This is a genomic window from Ammoniphilus soli (assembly GCF_040813775.1).
This window is the reverse complement of record NZ_JBEGDL010000009.1, coordinates 68,628-86,631: the sequence shown is the minus strand read 5'-3', so window position 1 is coordinate 86,631 and position 18,004 is coordinate 68,628. Positions and strand designations below refer to the sequence as shown.

Below are 18,004 nucleotides of genomic sequence, written 5' to 3'. Positions count from 1 at the left end.
CTATTGGCTAATTAGCGTTGAAAATTGGCCCATCGCTGCAAACTTGGCATACCGATCATTCTTTAATTCATCAGCGGACAAGCCTTTTAATTCTTTCAGATGAACAAGCAAAGCTTCTTTCATCAATTGGGCCTGCCTGGAGAGATCTTTATGCGCTCCGCCAAAGGGCTCTGGGATAATAGCGTCAATCATCCCTAAATCTTTCAAGTCTTTCGCTGTAATTTTCATATGTTCTGCTGCTCTCTGAGCTAAGCTGGAGTCCTTCCAAAGCAAGGCTGCTGCCCCTTCTGGCGAGATCACGGAGTAAAAGGAATTCTCAAGCATCAGGATACGGTTGCCCACCCCTAGAGCTAGAGCACCTCCGCTGCCTCCTTCCCCCGTCACGATACAGATAATAGGAACGGAGAGCCCCGCCATTTCCTTCAAATTCCGAGCAATCGCTTCACTTTGGCCCCGCTCTTCTGCAGCGATACCTGGATAAGCCCCAGGCGTATTGATTAGGCAGATGATCGGGCGCTTAAACTTATCAGCCTGGTGCATCAGCCGCAGGGCTTTCCGATAACCTTCCGGATGAGGCATGCCAAAGTTCCGAGCAATGTTATCCTTGGTATCCTTCCCCTTCTGATGGCCAATGATAGTAATCGGTTGACCGTCAAGTTTAGCAATTCCGCCAACGATAGCCGGATCATCCCCGAAAACGCGATCCCCATGCAATTCTAGAAAATCCGTGCATATATGCTTAATATAATCCAGGGTCGTCGGCCTTTCCGGGTGGCGGGCAATCTGAACCCTCTGCCAGGGAGTCAAGTTGCCGTAAATATCCTTTTGAAGCTGCTTGGCCTTTTCTTCCAGCTTCACGATTTCGTCGGTAAAATCAATTCCTTTTTCCTCCGTAAACTTACGAAGCTCAGCAATCTTATTTTGCAACTCCACAAGGGGCTTTTCAAACTGCAATTCTCCTGGCATTAAATCGTCCCCCTTACGGTGTGAATATCAAGAATTTTCCCCAATACGCTTCTCATATCTTTTCGATGGACAACCTGATCCAGTTGTCCGTGCTGAAGCAGGAACTCTGCGGTTTGGAAATCCTTCGGCAGCTCCTGGCGAATCGTTTGCTCGATGATCCGGCGTCCGGCAAATCCAATGAGAGCACCCGGCTCCGCTAAATTATAATCGCCAAGACTTGCAAAGCTTGCTGATACTCCACCTGTAGTCGGGTTTGTCATGATGGAGATAAACAACCCGCCTTGATCATGCAGCTTAGCCAAACCTGCACTTGTTTTGGCCATTTGCATGAGGCTGAGGACCCCTTCCTGCATACGCGCTCCACCTGATGCGGAAAACAGGATAAAAGGATATTTCTTTTCCATCGCTTTCTCAATCGCCCGAAAGACCTTTTCTCCAACAACCGATCCCATGCTCCCCATGCGGAAGCGGGAATCCATGACACCAATTACCACAGGATGGCCCATAATGGTACCTTCCCCGGTTAAAATCGCTTCGTTGAGATTGGTCTTTTCCATGTCTTTCTCCACTTTCTCCAAGTAATCCGGAAAAGAAAGCGGGTCTACGGAAATCATATCACTGTCGTACTCAAAGAAATGGCCCTCATCCAACGTGGCATGGACGCGTTCAAAGGAATTCATCGCAAAGTGGTGACCACACGAAGAGCACACTTTTAGATTTTTTTCCAATTCCTTCGTGTAAGAAATGGCTCCACACTCATTGCACTTCACCATGATCCCCTCAGGTATTTCTTTCTTGTCTGCAGGAGATGGCTGTTCCGCGGTCACTGGGCTGGAAATCGTTGCATATTTTCTTCTCTTATAAAAAATATCTTTTAACAATACATACACCTCTTATCAAAACGAACAAAAGTCCGCTGTTTTCTTGCCTTTTCCGTTATTGGTGAAGAATAGAGCTGAGGATCTCTTGAATTTCATCCAGTTCGGTCTCTGGAACAAGGACTTCGAAATGCTTAGATACCGATGCCTGTCTGATTTTGACCAAAAACCCTTCAGCAGTCAGCCTATCTTGTATTCTCTCCGCCATTTTTGCGTTAGGCGCTATATAAATCACTGTCCACATCTTGGGCCTCCTATCCAAATCGTCCATCTCGCCATTCTAACCATGGGTTAAATGCTCTCTCATCCTCTTTTCAGCTTCGTCCGGATTTCGCTTCCGGATGGATTCAAGTATTCCTCTGTGCTGTTCTATCATAAGTTCGAATGCAGCCTCACTGGTAAGGGAAACCTCCCGTATGGTTTTACTGTATTCTACTATAGGAATCCAAATGCGCTGCAAAACAGAATTCCTGCTGGCCCTAGCAATCGCACGATGAAATTCAAAATCCTCTTCCACAGGCGATTGACCGCGACGCATTTTTGCCAGTGCATCCGAGATCGATTTCTCCATGATTTCAATATACTTTTCGGACGCACGGTCACAGGCCAAGCGAACAGCATCCAGCTCAAGGATAATCCGCATCTCTGTTAAGTCTTTGGTAGCCTTTCGATCGCGCAGCAAATAATAACCTAATATATCAAACAGTTTATTATGCCGGTAATGCTCTATGAAAGTCCCCTCACCCCTGCGGGTTGTAATCAGCCCTAACAGCTCCAGCGCCCTAAGTGCTTCCCGAACCGACGATCTTCCCACCTTCAGCCGTTCTGACAGCTCTCTTTCTGATGGGAGCTTATCACCGGGGCGAAGATTGTCTTCTTCTACAATTCGGTTCAATTCCAGTAAAATTCCATGATAGACCTTATCACCTGTAGAAGGGCCAATTAGCATAGGGACACCTCACTTCCATCTGGATTACAATTATGGTAAAGAAATTCTTACATTCCTATACGGAAAAAGAAGGAAATCATGAATGATTCCCTCTCTTCTGGACCTTTTATTTTATCGAAGCAAGCTTTAACGTTCTTTCTTTAATAGCCTGAGGGTCAACATTGACTCTTGCCACTCCGCTATCCATAGCGGCCTGCGCAACCGCTGCCGCAACATGGGCAGCAACCCTTGGATCAAACGGGTTGGGAATCACATGCTCCTCATTTAACTCCGCTGCTGACACGAGGTCTGCAATCGCATATACGGCAGCTACCTTCATGGCTTCATTGATCTGTGCAGCCCGGACATCCAGTGCCCCACGGAAAATCCCAGGGAAAGCCAAGACATTGTTCACCTGATTCGGAAAATCGGATCTTCCGGTTCCAACCACGCGAGCCCCTGCTTCTCTTGCCTCTATCGGCATAATCTCCGGATCTGGATTAGCCATGGCAAAAATAATCGGATCCCTGTTCATCGATTGCACCATTTCTTTCGTAACGGCTCCCTTTACAGACACCCCAATAAACACATCTGCCCCCTGCATGGCATCAGCGAGCGTCCCCTCCCGCTTCGAGATGTTGGTTAACTTAGCCATCAGATCTTTAACTGGGTTCATGCCAAACGGACGCCCGTCATAAATAATCCCTTTCGTGTCACAGAGAAGAACATCCTTGACACCTAGGCTTAATAGCAATTTGATAATGGCAATCCCCGCTGCCCCTGCACCGTTTACCACCACTTGAATTTCTTCCATGCTCTTGTCTACAAGCTTCAAGGCATTGATTAATCCTGCAGCCGTAACGATGGCTGTCCCATGCTGGTCATCATGAAAGACAGGAATATCACACTCTTTCTTTAGCCGTTCTTCAATTTCAAAACACTGGGGAGCTGCAATATCCTCCAGGTTGACACCCCCGAATGTCGGAGCAAGCATTTTAACCGTTTCAACGACCTTGTCCACTTCCGATGAAGACAAGCATAAAGGGAAAGCATCCACGCCTGCAAAGGATTTGAATAATACCGCCTTCCCTTCCATCACTGGCATAGCCGCTTCAGGACCAATATTCCCCAATCCCAATACTGCCGTTCCGTCCGAAACTACAGCTACAAGGTTTCCTTTCATGGTGTAATCATACACCTTGCCTTCATCGTTAAAAATTTCCTTACAAGGCTCTGCAACCCCAGGGGAATAGGCAAGACTAAGATCTTGGGCATTTCTCACCGCAACTTTAGAAAAAACTGCTAGCTTGCCTTGGTTTTCTTTATGCATTTGCAATGCTGCCTCACGTAGTGTCGACACGGATAAACCCTCTCCTTCAACGAAGTGGTCTGACCACTCATTTCTTTTACATAATTATAGCAGAAGTTATGCCCAAGTAAACGCAAAATTAATCGATAATTTCCGAGCGAATATGGCAAGAACTTTAACTTTTCCACTCTTTGACAATTACAGATCCCGTCCCCGCGAGATTTTCCAAGTCAGTAACCAGCTGCGAATGGATTGTTACATGATATTTATCCTGCAACTTCTTGGTTTCCTTACTCTTTTCATAATATAAATAGACAACTGAAGTTCCTGCATATTTCAGCAACACCTTCTGAATGTCCAATAGCTTGCTTGATCTTTCCAGCTCTTCCGTAACCTTAATAAAAAGGGCCTCTTCTTTCTTCTGAGCGTTTAGCAGCAGGGAATCCATGTCCCATACCTTGTTGGCAATGAGTTTAGTGCTTTCGTCTTGCTTCTCTACTTTGCCTTGAACAACAACTTTTTTATTCTTTTTCCATAGAGATGGTTCCTTCTCATAAGCAGCTGGAAAAACAACCAGCTCTAGCTGCGAGACTTTATCCTCCAGCATGGCAAAAGCCATCGGAACCCCCTTGCGAGTCGTAATCACTCTGGACTCTGCAATCATGCCTGCCACCATAACCGTCTGATTATGGAACTGATCAAGCCGATGAAGAGGAGTGACCTCCTTGCGATTGAGAATCGGATTATATTCATCCAACGGATGCCCGGATACAAAAAGCCCCAACAGCTCTTTCTCAAGATCTAAGCACTCTTTCTTCGTAAAAGGCGGGATCTCTGGGAATCGAACTTCCTCTTCTTGTGTGCCTTCAGAAAACAAGCTGACTTGACCATCAGCATGATCTTTCCTCCAACCTTGGGCTTTTTCCAACACTACATCCAATATGGATAGCTTCTGTGCCCGATGTCCTGCCAATGGATCAAATGCCCCGCTTTGAATAAGAGCTTCCAGCACCCTTCGGTTGCAAACCCTAGAATCCACTCGCCTGCAGAAATCGGAAAGACTTCTGAAATTTCCACGTCTCTTTCTTTCTTCTAGAATGATTTGAACGGCATGCATCCCCACATTTTTGATGGCGGAAAGTCCAAATAAAATTCCATTATCGCGGATGGAAAATAATGCTGAACTATGATTAATATCCGGAAGCATAACCGGGATAGACCTTTTCCTGCATTCGTCTACATATTCCGCTACTTTCGCCGCATTGCCTATAGAAAGGCTCAATAATGCTGTAAGAAATTCCCGAGGATAATTGGCTTTCAGATAAGCCATCTGATAAGCGATCAGGCTATATGCCGCGCTGTGGCTGCGGTTAAATCCATAATCAGCAAATCGAACGATGAGATCGTATAACTCCTGTCCCGTTTTTTCCGGATACCCCTTCTGTATGCACCCTGAGACAAACTGCTCCCTTTGTTCCTCAAGTACTTCCCGCTTTTTTTTGGAGACCGCCCGACGCAATACATCTGCTTGACCCAGCGTGTATCCGGCCATTTGAGAAGCGATCTGCATAATTTGCTCTTGATACAGGATAAAACCATACGTATCCTGAAGGATAGGACGCAGATCATCATGAAGATAGCTTACTTGCTTTCGCCCATTTTTAGCTGCTGCAAAGTCCGGAATGATTTCCATAGGACCTGGGCGGTACAAAGCAAGGATGGCTATAATATCCTCTAAGCTTGATGGCCTCACCTCACGCAGTACATTTCGCATACCCGAAGACTCCAGCTGAAAAATGCCTGTGGTGTCTCCGTGTGTCAGCATACTGAAAGTTTTCTCATCATCATGGGGCATGTCTTCCAAGCGAAAACTCACAACGTTTTGGTTCTGCCTTATCAACGACAATGCAAGTTCGATAATCGTCAGGTTTCTTAATCCCAGGAAATCCATTTTCAGCAAACCGATTTCTTCTAGATGCTCCATGGAAAATTGCGTTAAGGAGTGCCCCTCATTTCCTTGCTGCAATGGAACATAATCGGTTAGCGGAGCCTTGGAAATCACTATGCCGGCCGCATGGGTACTCGCATGGCGGGGAAGCCCTTCAATCCCTTTCGCAAAGCGGATGAGCTTTTCCACCTCTTCACTTTCCTCATGCGCCTTTTTTAGCTCAGGTATGGAATTCACTGCTTCGTCAAGCGTCATTCCTTGTGAAATAAGCTTGGCGGTTTGATCCACGACATGAGCAGGGTAGTTCATGACCCGCCCTACATCCCGAATTGCCGCTCGTGCCGCCATTGTCCCGAAAGTGATGATCTGTGCGACATACTCTTTGCCATATTTCTTGGAGACGTAGTCAATAACTTCCCCCCGCCGCTCCACTTCAAAGTCTATATCGATATCCGGCATACTGATCCGCTCCGGATTAAGGAATCGTTCGAAGAGCAGCTGATATTTAAGAGGATCCACATTTGTAATACGGAGGGTGTAGGCAACAAGACTTCCAGCGGCAGATCCCCGTCCCGGCCCTGTTACTATCTTTTGTTGATGAGCAAACCTCATAAAATCCCAAACGATCAAAAAATAATCGGAAAATCCCATTCTTTCAATAACAGAAAGCTCATACGCCAATCTCTCCTTCGCTTCCTGGGAGGGGTTTCCATAGCGCATTTCAAGCCCTTCCTCGCAAAGCCTTCGAAGAAACCTTTCCGAAGTCTCCCCCTCCGGGAGGGGAAACTGAGGAAGAATATACTGGCCGAATGGAATGTTGACTTCACAGCGCTCTGCTATCGAGATCGTATTCCGAACGGCCTCCCTAGCATAGGGAAAAAGCTTGATCATTTCCTCTTGGCTTTTTAGGTAAAACTGATCATTCGGAAACCTTGACCGGTTGGAATCGCTCAAGTGCTTCCCGGTTCCGATGCAAAGCAAAATATCATGATTCAAAGCATCCTTCCGATCAAGGTAGTGGACGCTGTTGGTCACAATAAGCGGAACCCCTGTATCCCTGCTGCATTGAAGAATGCGTTGATTAAGCAAGCGCTGGTCCTCTAGACCATGGTCTTGAAGTTCCAGAAAAAAGCTTCCTGATCCGAAGATGCCCTCATATTCCTTCGCCACGTCCACAGCCGCGTTAAAATTCCGTTCTTGGAGCAGCTGCTGGATTTCACCGGACATCCCAGAGCAAAAGGCGATTAGGCCCTCTGCGAAAGTTCTGAGCAGAGACTTATTGACCCTTGGCTTTCCATAGGACGTCTGAAGGCTGGCCTCCGTTACGAGCTTAAGCAGATTTTTATAGCCCTTATCGTTTTCTGCTATCAAAACGAGGGAATGGCGGCTTTCATCCCGCACACGATCAGCCAAATCCCCTTGGATAACATCCATCGTCACTCCAATCAGAGGCTTCACTCCATGGCGCAAGCATGCTTTATAAAATGGTATCGTACCATACATCGTTCCGTAATCCGTAATGGCTAAGGCATCCATCCCCAGATCCTTCGCCTGTTTCACAAGCCCTTCGATTCTGCACGCGCCTTCTAATAGGCTGAATTCGCTATGGACCCGCAAATGTACAAAACGCTCCATAGTCTCTCTCCTTTCTCCTCAGGCTTTTATCTATTATACATCAATATCCGATGGTTCTCCTGTGGAGCCTTTCTTCGAAAGAATGATCATATTCCGCCTTACTTGTCCATAAAAATATATGGATACTGAAAAGGAAGTGGTTATCCTTGACTCTTTTAGCCAACGTCATCCTCCATTTCTTCATTGCCTTCGGAATCGTAGTAGGCGGGTCTTTAATGGGAGCCATGGGGTCATTTTTGGTCAGGCAGCCCCCTTTGAGCAACATGATGGCACTCTCTGAAAAACTGAAGATCTGGGGGCTTGTCGGAGCACTCGGGGGAACGTTCGACTCATTCATGCAAATTGAACGGGTTTTTAACAATGGAGAGGTATCTGACATTATAAAGCAGATTATCCTCATCATCAGTGCCTTTGCCGGAGCTTATAGCGGATTTATTCTTATTAAATGGCTAGGGAAGATCGAAGGATGAGAATTCCTAGCCGACAAACCTATAAGCAGTGGATTCGATATGAAATGATTTTCTGCCTTGGCATGGTGCTGGGTGCTCTTATCTTTCTATTGTTTTACGGCAAAGAACTGGATAGACTTCATTTAGAATTGAAAGCTTTAGAAAACCAGAGTCAACACTTTGAAGATCAGGTTAAAAAATATGAAGAGCAAAATAACAGCCGGAACACAAAAAAGCTTACAGTAGAAAACATAGAGATTCATCTCGAAGATCCCAAGCCAGAAGATAAGTTTATCGAGTTAGAACTGCAGAAACGCATTGGAAGAGAAATGAAGTTTTTGGAAGGAAAATCTCTGGAGAGTGTCGATGACTTGCACTTACTTGTGTGGCAGCATTTCAAGGAACGTACGTACAAACTGGGAGACCGCACCGTAAAAGTCGAACTAAGGAACATGACCATCTACCAAACGGTGCATTTGTATCTCATTGCCAAACTGGAACAGCCAACCCCTTAAAATTTGAAAATATGGTGACATCTGCACCAATCATGTCGAAAGATTCTAAAATATAGTGTAAAATAAAAGACAAGAAAACTTATTGAAGGAGGCTGATCAAAATGATCATCAATCAACGGGAAATGGCTCGAGCCAAATGTGAAAGGCTGAAAAACGGCTTTTCCACCTTCGCGGAAACAACCCAGGTCACTGAGTTCATCGAGAGATATATCAGAGATCACCATCTTCGCGTCCACATAGACAAAACCCCTTTTGGAAACAGGTTTATCCCGATAAAAGAATAGACTGTTCTAGTCCGGCATGAAAAGCCGGGCTTTTTCCCTAACTTTACATCAACCCTTCGGGTCAAATTTGATAAAATTGATTTTATCAAATTTGAGAGTTTACCCCTTGATGTAAAGTTAGGGAATTTTTGTTGTATAATAAACAGCGTATTAATCTGCTACGAAAGGAACAAACCACATGATTTTAACTGGCTTCACTATCGCAGCACTTTTTTTGACCATCGTATTTGGCTTCCAATACCGCATGGTAAAGCAGCCTCTTGGCCGGAAAATAGGCCAGGCTTTGATGAATATCTTTATGGGGGTTACGTTAATTCTGTTCTCTGCCAACCAGCTCCTGTTCCCTGATTTAACGAAGACCCGTGTCATCATTGCGACCCTATTGCTTTTTCTAGGGGGAGTAAACTTTATTATGGGTTTGAAGAATTACCGTTATTATAAGGGAATGGTGGAAAGGTAGGGAATTTATGCGAAATAAGGAGGCTAACTCGAAGAAGTTTATACTTTCTTATTCCGTAGAAAAAAGCAGGAAGGAGCTCCCCCCCCTTCCTGCTTTTTATCGCTCAACCACTTGCGTTGTCATCATTGCTTTTGCCACAAGCATCCCCTGATGGAAGACCTCCACCTCAACCTTTCCGAACTTCCGGCTGATCTCCATGACGCGAGGCCTGATTTCAATGGCGCTCTCAATCTGTACCGGCTTAAGAAAATAAACCGTGATATTTTCTGGTACCATATCGCCTTTTCGGTGCTGTCTTAGCGCTCTGCTCCCTGATTCCGAGACAATGGTAGTCAAGACGCCACTCGAAATCGTCCCCAGATGATTGGTCATTTGAGGCGTTACTTCTCCGCGGAAGACAATATTTCCGCCGTCCAGCTTTTCTTCTTCAAATCGCGAAATAATCTGGTCTGCGAATGTCTCTCCAATTTGCGGCTGCTTCTGGATAGACTGCATTGCCTTCAAGACATCCTGCCGGCTGATAACTCCCAAAAGCTTCTTGTGATTGTCTACAACCGGCAACAGTTCGATCCCTTCCCAAACCATCATATGAGCGGCCGAAGCAACCGAAACTCTCGGCATCGCTGTTAGTGGATTTTTCGTCATGAGCTTATCGATGGCCGCCTCGTCATCGTGTCCCATGACATCCTTGGTAGTCACAACTCCATGCAGCTTAAGCTGCTCGTCGACAACCGGAAAACGTCCATGACCCACTTCTTGCGATAAGGCGTGCCAGTCTTTCACCTTACTATTGGTATATAAATAGTACGTCGCGTCCATCGGTGTCAGGATGTCCTCCACCATGACGATTTCCTTCTTGATAAGCCTGTCATAGATGGCACGGTTGATCAGTGCGGCCACTGTAAAGGTATCATAGCTGCTTGAAATAATCGGCAATTGCAGCTCATCCGCAAGCTGCTTGACATCTTCACTCGTGTCAAATCCCCCTGTAATCAGAACTGCCGCTCCATATTGCAAGGACAGCTTGTGCGCTTGATACCGGTTTCCTATAATCAACAAGCTGCTAGGTTCCACATACCGCATCATCGCTTCTAACTTCATGGCGCCAATGACAAACTTGTTCAGGGTTTTATGTAAACCTTCCCTTCCCCCTAAAACATGCCCATCAACAATATTTACAACCTCAGCAAAGGTGAGTTTCTCAATGTTCTTTTTCTGCTTCTTTTCAATCCTTACCGTTCCGACACGTTCAATGGTACTCACAAGTCCTTGGACTTCGGCATCCTTAATCGCCCGGTAGGCTGTTCCTTCACTCACATCGAGATCTTTTGCCACCTGACGAACAGAAATCTTCGATCCGACCTCGAGGCTCTCAATGTGTTTTAGTATTTGTTCATGTTTTGTCGCCATTGTGTACCACCTGTATTTAAATAATTACTCTTATACCGTCTCTACACTGTACTAATCTGTTGTATTCTCATTATAGCGAGTTAGTATAACAATAACAACCTGAACATAAAAAAGAAGCCTTTGTCCCTAGACAAAGGCCCCTTCTTCTTAACGAACATTAGTACTGCGCTTTTTATGCCGTGTTGAAGCTCGTTTGGCGAATGGCTGGTGTTCCGCTAACCGCCCTGGTGATTGGGCTGATCTTTGGCGTTCCGGTCCAAGGACATAAAACAGGTTGCTGCCGACGACCAGCATAGCAAACGCCAGCCAAACGAAACTAAAATTCGTCGCGAGTTCCGATTGGCCCTGAATCGGCAAACGAGGAACCGCGTAGAATACGAGGCATAAAGCAAACACAAGACAGCTTAGGGCGCGAAATTTTTTCAACTTCTCACCTTCCTATCCCCCATATTATCCATAGAAATATATGAAAGAAAGGGACAAGAAATGCCTTTTACTGAACCACAGCTTCCACCCGGTAAATTTTCATCCCCAGGTTCACAAACTTTTGCTCATATTCCGTCATGACCGATTTGGCTTCTTCAAATGCACTATTATGCAAATCAAAGGTGATGTTCTTTAAACGAAGGCCACTGTCACTCATTTCATTCAAGGAAAACTCAAACAGCTTCTCGTTATCCGTTTTCAAATGAATTTCATTTCCTTTTTGAAGGATTCTTTTATAGCGGTTAAGGAAGTCTCTATGTGTGAGACGCCTTTTAGCATGGCGGGTTTTGGGCCAAGGATCGCTGAAATTCAAAAAGAACCTTTCCACTTCTCCTTCAGCAAAGACCTCTTCTAGCTTCGTTATGTTGAGCCAAAGAAAAGCAATATTCGTTAACCCTTTTTTGGCAGCTTTTCGAACAGCGGAAATCAATACTTCTTCTCGTACTTCCACACCGATGTAATTCACAGAAGGATTTTGCTCGGCAAGCGTGGTAATAAAATTCCCTTTTCCTGTCCCCAATTCGACATGGATAGGATGGTTATTGCCAAACCAACTGCTCCATTTCCCACACTGCGCCTGTGGATCTAGAACAACTAATCTTTCATAGCTCACAATTTCCTCTTTTACCCAAGGCTTCTTGCGCAATCTCATTTTAATATGACTCCTATCTCTCTGACATTCTGCTTATCCTATTCGATTCAGTATACGTTTTTATCTTTTCGCCTGTCCATAATCTTTTACGAACAAAATCCGCTCATGCAAAGTAGGGTGCCCATAGAGAAAATACTTTACTAAAGGAGGCGGATTGACCTCTGACAAACCCTCTACTGCCAATCGTTGAAACGTTCGGACCGCAGCATCCGGATCCTTCATCATTTCCATTGCATATACATCCGCTGCATGTTCATATTGTCTTGAAACAGCATTTTGAACGGGCATGGATAGGAAGGATAAAATGGATAGCAAAAGTAGAAAAAGAGGCAACGAGGCGATATCCCCTACCCTATCGATCCCCCAGCTTTGTCCAAACCGCCTAATGCTCCACTCCAAGAGGAGATAAATAACATAGAGCGCCGCTAGGATCATAAATATAGTTCCAATAAGCAGCCAAATCATATGATGGAGAACATAGTGGCCAATTTCATGGGCCATAATGAATAATATTTCATCCTGTTTCAGCTTTTGAAGAGTAGTATCCCATAAGACAATCCTCGTATTATCACCTATACCGTTGACATAGGCATTCAGCGAATTCGTCTTTTTAGACATGTCCACCTCATAAACCTGGTCCACGGGCACATCTGCTTGCTCAGCCAATTTTAAGATATCCTCTTTTAACCGCTCGTCCTTCAGAGGCGAAAATTCATGGAAAATGGGGTCCAGCACAATCGGCTGAACATACATAAAAAACAAAGCGATTGGGATCGAGGCAATCCAACACCACAACCACCATCGACGGGGGCTTTTTCGCACAATTTGATAAAGAATCCAAACAACCGGACTCATCAAGATCACCGAGAGGCCGAATGACTTGAGCTTATCTGCCATCCAGCTGGAAAAAGGCTCGTTGGTCATGCCGTATTCATGCCTCAGCTCGAACATAAAGTAATCTTGGGGAAAATGAAACAGGCTTGTCGTTAAACTTAACAAAAAGGCAAAGATGACCACTTGGAAGAAACTTCCTTTAATCTTTTCCGCCCATTTCTTGTAAGCAGCTGTAAGTCCTAACCCAAGGATTAAGAGGTAGATTCCCCATTCCAAAGGTCCTCCTATAAAGAAAACAATATTCTTTATCCTGGAATAAGAAATAGACTGTTCCATTTGCTCTTTATTCATAAATGTCGCTGGGTCAGAGGGACCTCCTATCCACTCCGCTGGTAAGGAACTCGGAGTATGCAATAGGTACCACCCTATTAACAGTCCATATAAACAAAGAATCACGGTGAATATCACATAAAATCTTCGCACTTGCTCTCCTCCCTTACGCCTTCTCCCTTCATTTTTGTCAAGATTACTCCATTTCAAGCACATGATATTTAAATTCTATGATGCTGTTCAGCCCACATTTCTTGTTTTTTTATACGCAAAAAAGAGGATGTTCCAAAAAGCTATGCTTTTGGGACACCCCCATAGATGTTTAATTTTTTGCAACGGTAAGGACTCGCTTTGCCCCATAATATTTATAGTGGTTGAAATACCAGTTCAGATCACTCACTTCAACCTTTCGCGTAGCCGAGTGAATTATCTTATTGTTCCCTATATAAATTCCAACATGAGAGATTCTGCCTTTCTTCAAGGTATCAAAAAATAAAAGATCGCCCACGCGGAGGTTTTTCCGATCTACTTTGGCACCTGCTGAAAACTGCTCTCCTGATGATCTGGGAAGCTTCACTCCCATTTGTCCCATAACATAACGAGTAAAGCCGCTGCAATCAAAACCCTTTGGCGTTGTTCCGCCAGTGCGGTACGGAGTTCCAGCCAATCCAACCGCAAGCGTTTTCACTCTAGAAAGGAGCATCTCAAGGCCACGGGAAGATTCCTCAGGATTCCCGGAAATATTTTCAGTGGCAACATATCCTACTTGGTCACCGGACCTTACCTTGGTCCACTTGGCATTCGTCTCGGCGACTTCTACCTTTGCCCCCCGCTCCAGGACGACCAGTACCTTTGAATCTAGCTTTTCTTGTTCCCTGACATTTAAATGATCGGCATTTATGTAGGCTATTTTCTTGGCTTTAGCACTTGATTCCCCTGCTTCAGGTATCACTAGCTTCTGATTAATGCTAAGTAAGTCAGACCGAAGTCCATTCACTTCTTTAAGCTTGTCAATGCTTGTTCCATACTGAGCTGCGATGCGATATAACGTATCTCCTGCTTCAACGACGTGATCTTCAGCTGATGCAGAAGAAGCGAAAAACAACGCAGCTAGCAGGAACCCGGCTAGTCTTTTCTTCATTAGGCCACCACCATGTCATCCAGTTCCGATATTTTTCATAAAATCTACTAACCTATCAGACTCACTTTTCTAGTATAACTTGTTTTCGACAGATTGGACAGCTTTTGGCAATTTATTTACCGAACTTTTTCGCATTTTGTGAATAAAAGGTGAATCCTGTCGGAGGATGTCCAAAAAAATGAGTGGCCTTCTGGCCACTGCTTCATTATTAAGGGGGTTTTCATCGTATTTATATCTTACCTAATCAATATTACAGGCGTGTTACAGGAATGTGTCAAATTAACGAAAAAGTTTGACCCGGTTCTAGCACGACTCCATCCAGGCCTTTCCCCTTCAGCTTCTCTACAAAAGCCTGTCCGTCCTGTTCGATCAGCCCAAAAGTATTAAAATGGATGGGCACTACCTTTTTCGCTTGAATCCATTCTGCTGCAACCAATGCATCCTCGGGACCCATCGTAAAGTTATCGCCTATCGGCAGAAAAGCCAAATCGATAGAATTTAACTCTCCGATCATCTTCATATCCCCAAACAGCGCCGTATCTCCCGCGTGATAAATCACAGTTCCATCAATGGTTACGATGAGTCCGCAAGGCATTCCGGCATAAATAATCTTCTGCTCATCAGCGAAGGTCAGCCCTGAGCTATGAAACGCCTGAGTAAGCTTCACTTTGCCGAAATCAAATTGCCAGGCTCCCCCTGTATTCATCCCATGGACCTTTACGCCTTGCCAGGAAAAGTAAGTAGCCAGTTCATGGGTAGCCACAATGGTTGCATCGTTATTTTTCGCAATGGTCAGTGCGTCATCCATATGATCGCTGTGTCCATGCGTCAATAGGATATAGTCTACTTTCACATCCGCCGCCTTTGTTTTAGCGAGCGGGTTATTGGTGATAAATGGGTCAATAATAATCGATTTCCCGTTATGCGTAATCTGGACGGTTGAATGACCATGATAAAGAATTTCCATATAAATTCCTCCTTCAGATTAGGTTGGTTAACTTGTCAATTGGGGGTACCACTTTTTGCCAACCTAATCATACCAAAAATAAAACAACCTTCCAATTCCCTATCCTAAGAGCAAAACTAATATGGCCTGTGTGGCTCCTATTAAACCTCCAAGGATAGCACCCAATACGGTGATCATCTTCAGCTCCTTGCCCGTAATGCTGATAATCATCTCTTCCAGCTTGTTTACCGGGAAGGCCTCCACCTGAGCGGCTGCAATCTGCGTCAGATTAACCTTTCGCAGCCCTTCCTCCAAGTTGCTCTCGATCCAAGATAAAACCGTTCCGACTAGAGATGGCACTGCTTCTATTATGTAAGGCAGAATAGGCTGAAGTAACGCTTGTAGCTTCAATCCGCCGATCTTCTCAACGCTTATGATCCGATCAACCAAAAATTGAATCGCTTTTTCCACTTTTTCACGTCCTACCCACTGAATCAATTCTCCGACTTGCTTGTTATATAGACCCTTAAACTCTTGTTTCAGAATAGTACCCAGCTTTTCCTGAAGACCTTCACTCCGCAAGGCCGATTCCAGGGAAGAACTGACTTTAGATATGACCTTTTCATCAGACAATAGCATGGAAGCCAGTCCTCCAAACATCCCTAGCCCTCCGACGAGCTGGGAAAGCATCTGACGGATCATAGCTTCTCCTTCCTTGGAACTCAGGTACCGAGAGATTCTTTCCAATAGAAGAGGCACGACATCATCGATTTTCCCTTCCAACCCCTCCTTTACTTCATCGGAAAGAAGCTCATCCAGTGTTAAATAGCTTGTCTGGGTCACTCTTTGGGTCAAATAATAGACGAGCTGATTCTTCACTTTCCCGCCTAGCTCTTCCGTTAAGGGCATTCCCCACTTCGTCAATACCTCCTGCAGGGTGTCCTCTGAACTAGCCCATTCCTTTATTTTAGCCATAAGCCATTTCTGAAGCTCTGCATCGAATTGGCCTTTTCGCAGCATGGAGCGGACCCCTTCAGGCGTAATGAGAAAATTCTCTACCAGTTTTCCCATCTGCTGCGCCAGCTCATCATGCCTCTTGGGGATAAGCCCGGGCGTAAAAGGAACTCTCCATTTCCCAATATAAATCGCTTTATATGGCCTAAAGAGCATACGTATAGCCAGTTCGTTTGTCACCCCTCCAATCAGGGCGCCTATTCCCATCTGTAAAACAAGTAATATCGGCCATGACACCATAGTCAACCACTCCTCTCTTTCTGCTTCTTCTTAGACCGACTGTGCTGATGCCCACTATTTTCACCAAGGGGTGAATGCCCTCATACTATACAGTAATTGAAAGCCTATTGGGAAGGGGAATATGCATGTCACACATTTGCGCCGGAATACAGCTAGACGAAAAGTCGGACTTCCCTTCTGGGACTCACTTGCTTCTTAGTCCTAAGATCCAGCAAGCCCTGCAGATCCCTTTGCGTTCCCCCATTATTCTTCAACTGGGACAAAAGACAGTAAGCTGTATTGTCCAGACCTTCACTAGCACTGCCTCCCTGGTCCGCATGCGAAAAGATTTAGGTGATCATCTCCACATCCCCGATGGGATCCAACTGAATATCCGCTATGACAGCAAGCATCGAAGACTTGTTCTTGGTCCTGTTTTTGGTGTTCTCATTACAACCTTAATCAAAACGCCTGAAGGAATCTTCGGATCAGCTTCCTCCTTTTGCAAGGAGCTTGTTCAAGGGGCCAAAGCCAAAGGTATTCTTGCCTATATCTTTACACTAAAAGACCTGGATCATGAAAATCTGACCGCTAAAGGATGGAGATGGGAAAACGGCAAGTGGATTCAAAGAACCCTGCCTTATCCCGATATCATCTACAATCGCCTAGCATCACGCAGGGATGAAAATCGCACAGAAACACAAGATTGGATCAAAGGGCTAAAGAAAAAAGGCATTACCTTCTTTAATGAGCATTTCCTCAATAAATGGCAGGTTCATGAAGCCTTGAGTAACATCAAAGAAGCCTCGCCCTATTTACCTTCAACCCATATGCTAAAAGGCTTTGCGACAGTAAAGGATGCCGTGGAGAGATTTCCGCAAGTTTATCTCAAACCAACCAATGGGAGTCTGGGAAAAGGGATTTACCGCATCTCTCGCAACGGCAACCGTTTTACCTGTCAATATTCTACAATGAGCGGGAGCGTCAGAAAAGAGTTTTCAAAGCTTAGTGACCTATACCAATCCATCGCTCCCAAAGTCTCTAGAAGAATTCCTTATCTCGTCCAGCAAGGGCTTAGATTGGTCAAAGTCAATGGAAACCCTCTTGATTTTCGCTCTCTTGTGCAAAGGGACCAAACCGGTAAATGGGCCGTCACCTCCATTGTCGGCAGGATCGGCCAAGACCAGTCTATCGTTTCTAATCTCGCGCGCGGAGGCACCATCATGCCTGTAGCCAAAGCTCTGCAAGCGGCCTCCCCCTGGAACGGCCCTCGGCCAAGTACGAAGCAGCTTAAGAAAATTTCCACCACACTCTCAGAAAGCTTAGAGTCCTCCATGGAGGGGCACTTCGCTGAACTGGGCATTGATCTTGCCGTAGATACCCATGGGAAGGTTTGGCTTCTGGAAATAAATGCGAAGCCCTCCAAAAATGATGACCAGGTTTTATCCGAACAGAATAAAACAAGACCTTCTGTAAAGAAGCTTTTTGATTATGCACTCTATCTTTACGAATCAAGCAAACCATCCTATCGAGGTCCAGGTGGTATTATGCAAGTTGCAGCAAGAAAACCACTGCGGCAAAAGAAAAGGTGACAAGATTG

At 45.2% G+C, this 18,004-nt stretch carries 18 protein-coding genes; 5 read left to right on the top strand and 13 right to left on the bottom strand.

Annotated elements, in window-relative coordinates; translation table 11 throughout:
* From accA to ABLT31_RS18095, 6 genes are all read right to left on the bottom strand, one after another.
* Complete coding sequence (accA, locus tag ABLT31_RS18120; protein WP_367754153.1) at positions 1–966, bottom strand: acetyl-CoA carboxylase carboxyl transferase subunit alpha; 966 nt, start codon at positions 964–966, stop codon at positions 1–3.
* Positions 966–1,847, bottom strand: a complete 882-nt coding sequence (gene accD / locus ABLT31_RS18115) for an acetyl-CoA carboxylase, carboxyltransferase subunit beta (protein WP_367754151.1) — start codon at positions 1,845–1,847, stop codon at positions 966–968. Before accD ends, accA begins: the two co-directional genes overlap by 1 nt.
* A gap of 55 nt (positions 1,848–1,902) precedes the next feature.
* A complete protein-coding gene (locus tag ABLT31_RS18110; RefSeq protein WP_367754149.1) occupies positions 1,903–2,088 on the bottom strand; it encodes a glutamate decarboxylase in 186 nt (61 codons plus the stop codon).
* A 36-nt stretch (positions 2,089–2,124) separates the two neighbouring features.
* A complete protein-coding gene (locus tag ABLT31_RS18105; protein WP_367754147.1) occupies positions 2,125–2,793 on the bottom strand; it encodes a FadR/GntR family transcriptional regulator in 669 nt (222 codons plus the stop codon).
* 106 nt (positions 2,794–2,899) lie between these two features.
* Positions 2,900–4,132 (bottom strand): NADP-dependent malic enzyme, encoded by a 1,233-nt coding sequence (ystJ, locus tag ABLT31_RS18100; RefSeq protein ID WP_367754145.1) that lies wholly within the window; start codon positions 4,130–4,132, stop codon positions 2,900–2,902.
* Positions 4,133–4,256: 124 nt separating this feature from the next.
* Positions 4,257–7,664, bottom strand: a complete 3,408-nt coding sequence (locus ABLT31_RS18095) for a DNA polymerase III subunit alpha (RefSeq protein ID WP_367754143.1) — start codon at positions 7,662–7,664, stop codon at positions 4,257–4,259.
* A 146-nt stretch (positions 7,665–7,810) separates the two neighbouring features.
* Between ABLT31_RS18095 and ABLT31_RS18090 the strand changes: the two genes are divergently transcribed.
* The 4 genes from ABLT31_RS18090 to ABLT31_RS18075 all read left to right on the top strand — a co-directional run bounded on the left by ABLT31_RS18090 (position 7,811) and on the right by ABLT31_RS18075 (position 9,372).
* Complete coding sequence (locus ABLT31_RS18090; protein ID WP_367754141.1) at positions 7,811–8,134, top strand: YtrH family sporulation protein; 324 nt, start codon at positions 7,811–7,813, stop codon at positions 8,132–8,134.
* Complete coding sequence (locus ABLT31_RS18085; RefSeq protein ID WP_367754139.1) at positions 8,131–8,628, top strand: hypothetical protein; 498 nt, start codon at positions 8,131–8,133, stop codon at positions 8,626–8,628. The genes ABLT31_RS18090 and ABLT31_RS18085 overlap by 4 nt, the downstream gene beginning before the upstream one ends.
* Before the next feature lie 101 nt (positions 8,629–8,729).
* Positions 8,730–8,912 (top strand): hypothetical protein, encoded by a 183-nt coding sequence (locus ABLT31_RS18080; RefSeq protein WP_367754137.1) that lies wholly within the window; start codon positions 8,730–8,732, stop codon positions 8,910–8,912.
* 178 nt (positions 8,913–9,090) lie between these two features.
* Positions 9,091–9,372 (top strand): YtpI family protein, encoded by a 282-nt coding sequence (locus ABLT31_RS18075; RefSeq protein ID WP_367754135.1) that lies wholly within the window; start codon positions 9,091–9,093, stop codon positions 9,370–9,372.
* A gap of 96 nt (positions 9,373–9,468) precedes the next feature.
* Here the strand turns inward: ABLT31_RS18075 and ABLT31_RS18070 are convergent, their stop codons facing one another.
* The 7 genes from ABLT31_RS18070 to ABLT31_RS18040 form a co-directional block, all read right to left on the bottom strand.
* Positions 9,469–10,782: a DRTGG domain-containing protein gene (locus ABLT31_RS18070; RefSeq protein ID WP_367754133.1), complete on the bottom strand. Its 1,314-nt coding sequence runs from the start codon at positions 10,780–10,782 to the stop codon at positions 9,469–9,471.
* 147 nt (positions 10,783–10,929) lie between these two features.
* Positions 10,930–11,208, bottom strand: a complete 279-nt coding sequence (locus ABLT31_RS18065; protein WP_367754131.1) for a hypothetical protein — start codon at positions 11,206–11,208, stop codon at positions 10,930–10,932.
* Between the two features lie 67 nt (positions 11,209–11,275).
* Complete coding sequence (gene trmB, locus ABLT31_RS18060; protein ID WP_367754129.1) at positions 11,276–11,920, bottom strand: tRNA (guanosine(46)-N7)-methyltransferase TrmB; 645 nt, start codon at positions 11,918–11,920, stop codon at positions 11,276–11,278.
* Positions 11,921–11,980: 60 nt separating this feature from the next.
* Complete coding sequence (locus ABLT31_RS18055) at positions 11,981–13,237, bottom strand: M48 family metallopeptidase (RefSeq protein WP_367754127.1); 1,257 nt, start codon at positions 13,235–13,237, stop codon at positions 11,981–11,983.
* Positions 13,238–13,406: 169 nt separating this feature from the next.
* A complete protein-coding gene (locus ABLT31_RS18050) occupies positions 13,407–14,225 on the bottom strand; it encodes a C40 family peptidase (protein ID WP_367754125.1) in 819 nt (272 codons plus the stop codon).
* A 274-nt stretch (positions 14,226–14,499) separates the two neighbouring features.
* On the bottom strand, positions 14,500–15,192 hold the full coding sequence (locus ABLT31_RS18045; protein ID WP_367754123.1) for a metal-dependent hydrolase: 693 nt from the start codon (positions 15,190–15,192) through the stop codon (positions 14,500–14,502).
* Between the two features lie 99 nt (positions 15,193–15,291).
* Positions 15,292–16,425 (bottom strand): DUF445 domain-containing protein, encoded by a 1,134-nt coding sequence (locus ABLT31_RS18040; protein WP_367754121.1) that lies wholly within the window; start codon positions 16,423–16,425, stop codon positions 15,292–15,294.
* 125 nt (positions 16,426–16,550) lie between these two features.
* Between ABLT31_RS18040 and ABLT31_RS18035 the strand changes: the two genes are divergently transcribed.
* Positions 16,551–17,996, top strand: a complete 1,446-nt coding sequence (locus ABLT31_RS18035; protein ID WP_367754119.1) for a YheC/YheD family endospore coat-associated protein — start codon at positions 16,551–16,553, stop codon at positions 17,994–17,996.
* Positions 17,997–18,004 lie beyond the last annotated feature (8 nt).

Bases quoted from the DNA above. Each gene is read 5' to 3' on its own strand.
- accA (WP_367754153.1), bottom strand. From the start codon at position 966: ATGCCAGGAGAATTGCAGTTTGAAAAGCCCCTTGTGGAGTTGCAAAAT.
- ABLT31_RS18110 (WP_367754149.1), bottom strand. From the start codon at position 2,088: ATGTGGACAGTGATTTATATAGCGCCTAACGCAAAAATGGCGGAGAGA.
- ABLT31_RS18105 (WP_367754147.1), bottom strand. From the start codon at position 2,793: ATGCTAATTGGCCCTTCTACAGGTGATAAGGTCTATCATGGAATTTTA.
- ABLT31_RS18095 (WP_367754143.1), bottom strand. From the start codon at position 7,664: ATGGAGCGTTTTGTACATTTGCGGGTCCATAGCGAATTCAGCCTATTA.
- ABLT31_RS18085 (WP_367754139.1), top strand. From the start codon at position 8,131: ATGAGAATTCCTAGCCGACAAACCTATAAGCAGTGGATTCGATATGAA.
- ABLT31_RS18080 (WP_367754137.1), top strand. From the start codon at position 8,730: ATGATCATCAATCAACGGGAAATGGCTCGAGCCAAATGTGAAAGGCTG.
- ABLT31_RS18075 (WP_367754135.1), top strand. From the start codon at position 9,091: ATGATTTTAACTGGCTTCACTATCGCAGCACTTTTTTTGACCATCGTA.
- ABLT31_RS18070 (WP_367754133.1), bottom strand. From the start codon at position 10,782: ATGGCGACAAAACATGAACAAATACTAAAACACATTGAGAGCCTCGAG.
- trmB (WP_367754129.1), bottom strand. From the start codon at position 11,920: ATGAGATTGCGCAAGAAGCCTTGGGTAAAAGAGGAAATTGTGAGCTAT.
- ABLT31_RS18050 (WP_367754125.1), bottom strand. From the start codon at position 14,225: ATGAAGAAAAGACTAGCCGGGTTCCTGCTAGCTGCGTTGTTTTTCGCT.
- ABLT31_RS18045 (WP_367754123.1), bottom strand. From the start codon at position 15,192: ATGGAAATTCTTTATCATGGTCATTCAACCGTCCAGATTACGCATAAC.
- ABLT31_RS18040 (WP_367754121.1), bottom strand. From the start codon at position 16,425: ATGGTGTCATGGCCGATATTACTTGTTTTACAGATGGGAATAGGCGCC.
- ABLT31_RS18035 (WP_367754119.1), top strand. From the start codon at position 16,551: ATGTCACACATTTGCGCCGGAATACAGCTAGACGAAAAGTCGGACTTC.